5 protein-coding genes are annotated in these 6,797 nt (G+C 73.3%); 2 read left to right on the top strand and 3 right to left on the bottom strand.

Annotated elements, in window-relative coordinates:
- Positions 1-31: 31 nt before the first annotated feature.
- Positions 32-700, top strand: coding sequence for a TetR/AcrR family transcriptional regulator (locus AC07AZ_RS31755; RefSeq protein WP_478853866.1), 669 nt, complete (start codon positions 32-34; stop codon positions 698-700).
- Here the strand turns inward: AC07AZ_RS31755 and AC07AZ_RS31760 are convergent.
- The 3 genes from AC07AZ_RS31760 to AC07AZ_RS31770 are packed head-to-tail and all read right to left on the bottom strand — an operon-like array spanning position 676 to position 3,761.
- Positions 676-1,755, bottom strand: a complete 1,080-nt coding sequence (locus tag AC07AZ_RS31760; protein WP_478853868.1) for a hypothetical protein — start codon at positions 1,753-1,755, stop codon at positions 676-678. The genes AC07AZ_RS31755 and AC07AZ_RS31760 overlap by 25 nt on opposite strands.
- A 10-nt stretch (positions 1,756-1,765) precedes the next feature.
- Entirely contained in the window at positions 1,766-2,479 is a 714-nt protein-coding gene (locus AC07AZ_RS31765; RefSeq protein ID WP_478853870.1) for an ABC transporter ATP-binding protein, read from the bottom strand.
- A 46-nt stretch (positions 2,480-2,525) separates the two neighbouring features.
- Positions 2,526-3,761: an ABC transporter substrate-binding protein gene (locus AC07AZ_RS31770; protein WP_478853872.1), complete on the bottom strand. Its 1,236-nt coding sequence runs from the start codon at positions 3,759-3,761 to the stop codon at positions 2,526-2,528.
- Between the two features lie 189 nt (positions 3,762-3,950).
- Between AC07AZ_RS31770 and AC07AZ_RS31775 the strand changes: the two genes are divergently transcribed.
- Complete coding sequence (locus AC07AZ_RS31775) at positions 3,951-6,704, top strand: ABC transporter permease subunit (RefSeq protein WP_478853874.1); 2,754 nt, start codon at positions 3,951-3,953, stop codon at positions 6,702-6,704.
- Positions 6,705-6,797: the final 93 nt, after the last annotated feature.

The following is a 6,797-nucleotide window of genomic DNA, read 5'->3' on the forward strand; positions in this document are numbered from 1 at the left end:
CAAAGTCACGTTCAGATCCGGAGGCCGTCAGGTGGGAGAGCCGACCGCGGACGACGGCCGGGCGGCGCTGGGCCCGGCCCTGCGGCGTACGCCCCGCCAGGCGCGCAGCAGGGCGCGGCTGGCCGGGGTGCTGGCGGCCGCCGAACGCGTCCTGATCGCCGAGGGCGTCGAGGCGCTGACCACGACCCGGGTCGCGGCGGAGGCGAAGGTGTCGGTGGGCTCGCTCTACCAGTACCTGCCCGACCGGAACGCGATCATCGACGCCCTCGCGGCGGGTTACTTCGCGAAACTCGAAGCCGTCCTGGACGACCTCGTCCCGGCCGCCGCCGAGCAGCGCTGGGACGATCCGGTCGGGGTGCTCATCGACGCGTACACGGGGCTGTACCGCACCGAACACGGCTTCCGCGCCCTGTGGTTCGGCAGCGGCCTCACCGAGCGGACCCGGGAGGCGGACCGCGAGCACAAGCGCCGGATGGCCGACGGGATCCGCCGTGTCCTGCTCGCCCTCGACCTCGCCGAGGACGACGAGGCGCTCGGCCGGGCCTGCCACGCGGCGGTCCTCGCCGCCGACGCCCTCGCCCAGGAGGCCTTCCGCCGTGCCGCCCACGGCGACGCCGGCCTCCTGGACGAGGCCAAGGTCATGCTGCGCGGCTACCTCGGCGCGATCACAGGGCGCTACGGGGACGGGCCCCGCCGCTGACGGGGGCGGAGGCGTCGGCTGAGGCGGGGCCCGAAGCCTTCGCGCCGGCCGCAGTCGCCCGGAGCCTTCGCGCGCCCCGTTGTCGCCCGGCCGTCGCCGTGACCTTCCGCCCGCCGGGCAGCGCCCCGCACGGCGTTCCGCCGCATGGTCGGACGCCCCGGGTACAGCCGGTCCGCGAGTCGCCCGCTACAAGGTGGCGCAGCGCACCAAAGGCCGACGGCCGGTCCGGCGAACACGGCCCCAACGGGCCGCGCCCCGCACGACACCGGGACGTCCGGTTCGCGGGCCGCCCCCCACCAGGCGGCGCCACGAGCCCAAGGCCACGCCCGATACCACGCGCAGGCGCGGACACGGCCCCGCCGGGCCGCGCCCCGCACGGCATCCCGGCGGCGCAGCAGGGCGCCGGCCATCAGCTCCGACACCCGCAGCGGTTCCTCGGTCAGCAGGCGCGTCTCGCCGGGCCGCGCGAAGACCTCCGCGTGCCAGCGGAAGCCGTCGACGGAGCGCATCGGGCCGCTCGCCGGCGCCAGCAGGTAGCCGCGGCGGGTGGGCTCGGGCGGCAGGGGGTCGGGCCAGCAGGTCAGGTTCTCCAGGATGTCGTGCAGGAACCGCAGGTCGGCGGTGTCGCAGTTGAGGAAGGACACCTTCCCGGACGTGCCGCTGGTGATGTAGGGACGGTGACCGGCGGCGGTGACGCGGTCGGTCCACTCGTCGATGTCGCTGACGCCGTCCACGTCGACGTCGCCGGGTTCCACCGCGGACACGGTGGTGTACCAGCGCAGCAGGCGGTCCCAGCGGCCGCCGGTGATGAGGGAGACGGGATACGACTTGTAGCTGAGTTGCGAGAAGAGCAGCGGGACGAGGTCGTCGAGGCCGGTGATCTCGCGGACCCCGGTCTCCTCGGCCCGGGTGCGCAGCAGCGGGACGCGTTCGCGGTGGGCGGCGAACGCCTCGCGGGCCGCCTCCAGTTGCGTTCCGCTCGTCTCCGCGGCCGGTCGTTCGAACGCGTCGCCGGACAGGACCAGGGAGCGGAGCTGTTCGCGTGCGCCGGTCACAGCGGTCACCTCATTCGGTGGTGAGGGTCGGTGTCTGCGCGAGGTAGGACGATTCGAGGGCGTCCAGGTTGGCGCGCAGTTCCTTCGGGGTGCCGGTCATGACGACCCGGCCGCGGCGCATCACGTAGACCCGGTCGGCGATGTCGAGCACCTTGCGCACGTGCTGTTCGACCAGCAGCGCGCCCAGGCCGCGGTCCGCCGCCTCGCGCACCGCCCGCAGGAGGCGGTCCACGACGAGCGGGGCGAGTCCGAGGGAGAGCTCGTCCGCCAGGAGCAGGCGGGGGTCGCGGCACAGGGCCCGCGCCAGCGAGAGCATCTGCTGCTCGCCGCCCGACAGCATGCCGGCGCCGACGCCGAGCCGCTTGTGGAGTTCGGGGAAGAGGGCGAGGGCCCGGTCCGTCGTCACCCGGCCCACGCGCAGGTTGTCGGCGGTGTCGAGGCGGGTGAAGACCGCCCGTTCACCGACGAACGCCAGCCCCTCCCGGGCCCTGCGGTGCAGGGGTGCGCGGGTGGATTCGCCCAGCCAGCGCACCTCCCCGCCCATCGGGGCCAGATCGCCCGACAGGGCCCGCAGGGCCGTGGTCTTGCCCGCGCCGTTGGGTCCGAGCAGGGCGACGACCTCACCGGGGCGGACCTCGAGGTCGAGGTCGCGCAGCACGGGCAGGGTGCCGTATCCGGCGGACAGGGCGCGGGCTTCGATCAGGGGCTGTCCGGTGTCGTCCACGAAGGTTCTCCTTCCTCGGTGCCGGGGCCTCGTCGCCCCGGCACGGTCAGCCGGACGAGGCGGCGGTCAGCGCCTTGCGGACGTCGACGAAGGTGGACCCCGGCTTGGCCCACACGATCTTTCCGTCGCGGATGGCCAGCTCGGTGGCGGTGGTGTTGTGGATGCGGTTGAGGCCCTTGATCGGCAGGGCCGTCGACGTGCTCCAGGTCAGCGGCGGGGTGAGGCCGCCGGTGCTGATGCCGGCCGTGGTGTCGAGCTCCTTCACCAGGGCCCTGGCCGTGATGGCGGGCAGCTTCTTCGCGGCCTCGGTGAAGACCTTGAAGGCGACCCAGGTGGTGGCGTTGGCGCCGTTGGTCGCGTCGATGTCCTTGCCCTTGGTGGCGGCGAGGAAGTCCTTCCAGGCGGGGTCGGAGGTCGGCGGGTAGTAGCCGGTGATGGCGGCGCCCTCCAGCGGGCTGCCGCTGCCTCCGGTACTGGCGGCCAGTTCGGGGGTGAGGTTGCCGACGACGCTGCCGAGCTTCGTCTTCGCGCCGGACTGCACGTACGCCTTCACGAACAGGCCCGAGGCGGTGCCCAGGATGACGCTCACGCAGTCGCTGCCCTTGGTGGCGGCGGCGACCTGCGGGGCGAGGTCGGTGGCGGTGAGCGGGACCTTGAGGTCCTTGGGGGGCGCCCCGCCGGCGGAGACCGCGCCGAGGGTGAGGAACTGCGAGACGACGGCGGCCGCGGCCACGTCGTAGCGCACGCCGGAGATCTTCTTGCAGCCGCTCTGCACCAGCTGCCGGCCGTGGGCCGCGAACACCACGGGGGTGCCGCCGTTGACGGGGAAGGACAGCGGGTTGGAGAACTCGGCCGCCGAGACGCCGGTACCGCCGAGGTAGGGGATGCCGGCCTTCTGCAGGATGGGCATGTAGCGGTCGCCGGCGAGGCTGTAGGAGCCCACCACCGCGACCACCTTCTCGGCGACCGCCTGCTGGGCGCACTTCTCGGCCTCGTCGGGGTCGTTCTTCTCGTTGCAGGTGAGGACCTTCAGCGGACCGCCCTTGATGCCGCCGTTGGCGTTGATCCACTTTTCGTAGGCCTGGGCGGTGAGCCGGACCCCGGGCTGTGCGCTGCCCTGGGTGTTCTCCGGCGTCCAGACCATCACCTTGACCGGTGTGCCCTTCAGCGAGGTCTCCGCCGAGCTGCCGGAGGCCTTTCCTCCGCAGCCTGCGGCAAGCAGGACTCCGGTCACCGCGAGACAGCTCGCGGCGATCGCTCTGCGTCGGCGTGTGTCGTTCATGGTCCCTCCGCGGGGCTCGCGCCCGAAATGGGCGACGTCGAGATGCGCACAGCATGGAGCGCTCCGCTTGTTTAGTGAAGTACTCTCGGCACAATTATTTAAATAATTACGCTGTCTGTCTTGTCGGGACGTCCGGTGTTCGCTACTCATGGAGCCTCGGGTGAACCCCGAGTCTGGGAGGTTCCGCTGATGGGCGACATCCTGCGCTTCGCGCTGCTCGGCCTGGGGCTCGGTGCGCTGTACGCGCTCACCGCGCACGGCATCGTGCTGGTCTACCGCGGTTCCGGAGTCCTGAACTTCGCGCACGGCGCGATCGGGATGGCCGGCGCCTACGTCCAGTGGGAGCTCGCCGCCCATCACGGTGTGCCGTACTGGCCCGCCACCGCCTGCGGGGTGCTCGCCTCCGCCGTCCTCGGCGTCCTCACGCATCTGCTGGTGATCCGGCCCCTGCGCCGGGCCTCCTCGCTGGCGAGGCTGGTCGGCACCCTCGCGGTGTTCATCCTGCTCACGGCCGTCGCCGTGAAACGCTACGGCGACAGCCTGGAGCTGGTGCCCGGCAGGCTGCCCACCCGGCTGCTGAAGATCGCCGGGGCGACGGTCTCCGAGGACCGCGTCTGGCTGCTCGGCGTCGCACTCGCCGTCACCGGCCTGCTGCACCTCGTCTACCAGCGCACCCTGTTCGGCCTGGGCACCACCGCGGTCGCCGAGAACGAGAGCACCGCCGCCGCCCTCGGCTGGTCCGCCGACCTGGTCGCCGCCGCGAACTGGGGCCTGGGCTCCGCGCTCGCCGGACTGACCGGCATCCTGATCGTGCCCGTCATCGGCCTGTCGGTGACCGGCCTGACCACGCTGCTGCTGAGCGCGCTGGCCGCCGCCCTGGTCGGCCGGTTCTCCTCGTTCCCGGTCACGCTGGCGGGCGGTCTCGTCATCGGTGTCGTGCAGTCGGAGCTGACCCGCTTCAGCTCCGACATCACCGGGCTCGCCTCTTCGGTGCCCTTCCTGTTCATCGCGCTCGTGCTGATCGCGCGCGGCCGGGCGCTGCCCCTGCGGGGCACCTTCCTCGACCGGCTGCCGGCTCTGGGCGACGGCCGGGTCCGCCCCCTGGCGCTGGCGCTCGCCGCCGCGGCCGGCCTGCTGCTGGTGAGCGTGTCCACGCCGCTGTGGGCCGACGCGATCACCACCACCCTGGTGCTCTGTCTGATCATCCTGTCGATCATCGTGGTCACCGGGTACGCCGGACAGGTCTCCCTGGCCGCGTACGCCCTGGCCGGCACGGGGGCCTTCATCGCCGGACACACGGCGGCGGACTGGGGCTGGCCCTTCGAACTCGCCCTGCTCGCGGGCGTGCTGGGCACCGTGCCGATCGGGCTGCTGTTCGCGCTGCCGGCGGTCCGCACCCGTGGCGTGAACCTCGCCATCATCACGCTCGGCCTCGGCACCACGCTGGAGGCGATGGTCTTCCAGAACACCGACCTGTCCACGACACCGGGCAGCGACGGCATCGCGGTGGGAAAGCAGACACTGTTCGGCGTCAGCATCTCGGGGGTCGACCATCCGCAGCGGTACGCGGCCGTGGTGCTGGTGATGTTCGTGGCCGCCGCGCTGGTGGTCGCCAACGTACGGCGCAGCCGTACCGGCCGCCGGCTGGTCGCCGTGCGGGCCAACGAGCGCGCGGCGGCGGCCCTCGGCATCGACGTGCGCGCGGCCAAGCTGTACGCCTTCGGGCTCTCCGCGGCCATCGCCGCGCTCGCCGGAGTCCTCACCGGGTTCCGCTCGACCTCGGTGGTCTTCTCCGACTTCGCGAGCTTCGACTCGGTGACGGCGCTCGGCCTCGCGGTCATCGGCGGGGTCGGCTTCCTCGTCGGACCGCTGTTCGGCGCCACGTTCGCCGCGGGCACGGTCGGTGCCCGCTTCGGGGACTGGCTGGTGCCCGGGCTCAGCGAGTGGATGCCGCTGATCGGCGGGATCATCCTGGTGCTGACCCTGGTGGGCAACCAGGACGGCATCGCGCGGGAACTCGGCGGCCGGGCGGCGGGCGCGGAGCGCGCGCTGCGCTCCCGGCGCGCGACCAGGGCGGCGGGGGCCACGAACGGGCGGACGGGTGACGCCGCGAGCGCGCCGGGAGCGGCCGGCGGGGTGAAGGACCCGGCGGCCGTGCCGCGGGCGCACCGCGCCGACCCGCTGTCCCTGCGGGTGCGGGACCTGACCGTGCGCTACGGCGGTGTCGTCGCCGTCGACGGGCTGTCCTTCGACGTCGAGCCCGGCCGGGTGGTGGGGCTCATCGGGCCCAACGGCGCCGGCAAGACCTCCGCCATCGACGCCGTCACCGGCTTCACCCGGGCGGCGTCCGGGACGGTGCGGCTCGGCGAGCGGGACGTGACCCGGGTTCCGGTGCACGCGCGGGCCGCGGCCGGCCTGAGCCGGTCCTTCCAGTCGCTGGAGCTGTTCGAGGACATGACCGTCCTGGACAACCTGTACGCCGCCTGCGACCGGCCGGGTCCCTGGGCGTACCTGAGTGATCTGGTCCGTCCGGGCAGCCGCCCGCTGCCGGACCATGTGCTGCTCGCGGTACGGGAGTTCGGGCTGCGGGACAGCCTCGACCGGCCGGTGGGCGACCTGTCGTACGGAGAGCGGCGGCTGCTGGCCATCGCCCGCGCCGTGGCGGCCTCGCCGTCGGTGCTGCTCCTGGACGAACCGGCCGCCGGACTGTCCGACGACGAGACCCGCGAACTGGCCCACCTGGTACGGCGGCTCGCCGAGGACTGGGGCATGGGCGTACTGCTCGTCGAGCACGACGTCGACATGGTGATGAGCGTCTGCGACCAGGTCGTCGTCCTCGACTTCGGCCGCCGGATCTGCCTCGGCACCCCGGACGAGGTGCGCGGCGACCCGGCGGTACGGGCGGCCTACCTGGGCGACCTGGCCCCGGAGACGCTCGCCTGAGCGGGAGCGTGGCGGGGAGGGGGGGAAGGGGGGGGGGGGGAATGGCATGGGCGGCGGGGCGCGCGCGCGGGGGGGGAGTGGGGGGTGGCATGG

Source organism: Streptomyces sp. NPDC043878 (assembly GCF_056435735.1).

Excerpts from the sequence above, each read along its gene's own strand:
- AC07AZ_RS31770 (WP_478853872.1), bottom strand. The coding sequence starts at position 3,761 with ATGAACGACACACGCCGACGCAGAGCGATCGCCGCGAGCTGTCTCGCG.
- AC07AZ_RS31775 (WP_478853874.1), top strand. The coding sequence starts at position 3,951 with ATGGGCGACATCCTGCGCTTCGCGCTGCTCGGCCTGGGGCTCGGTGCG.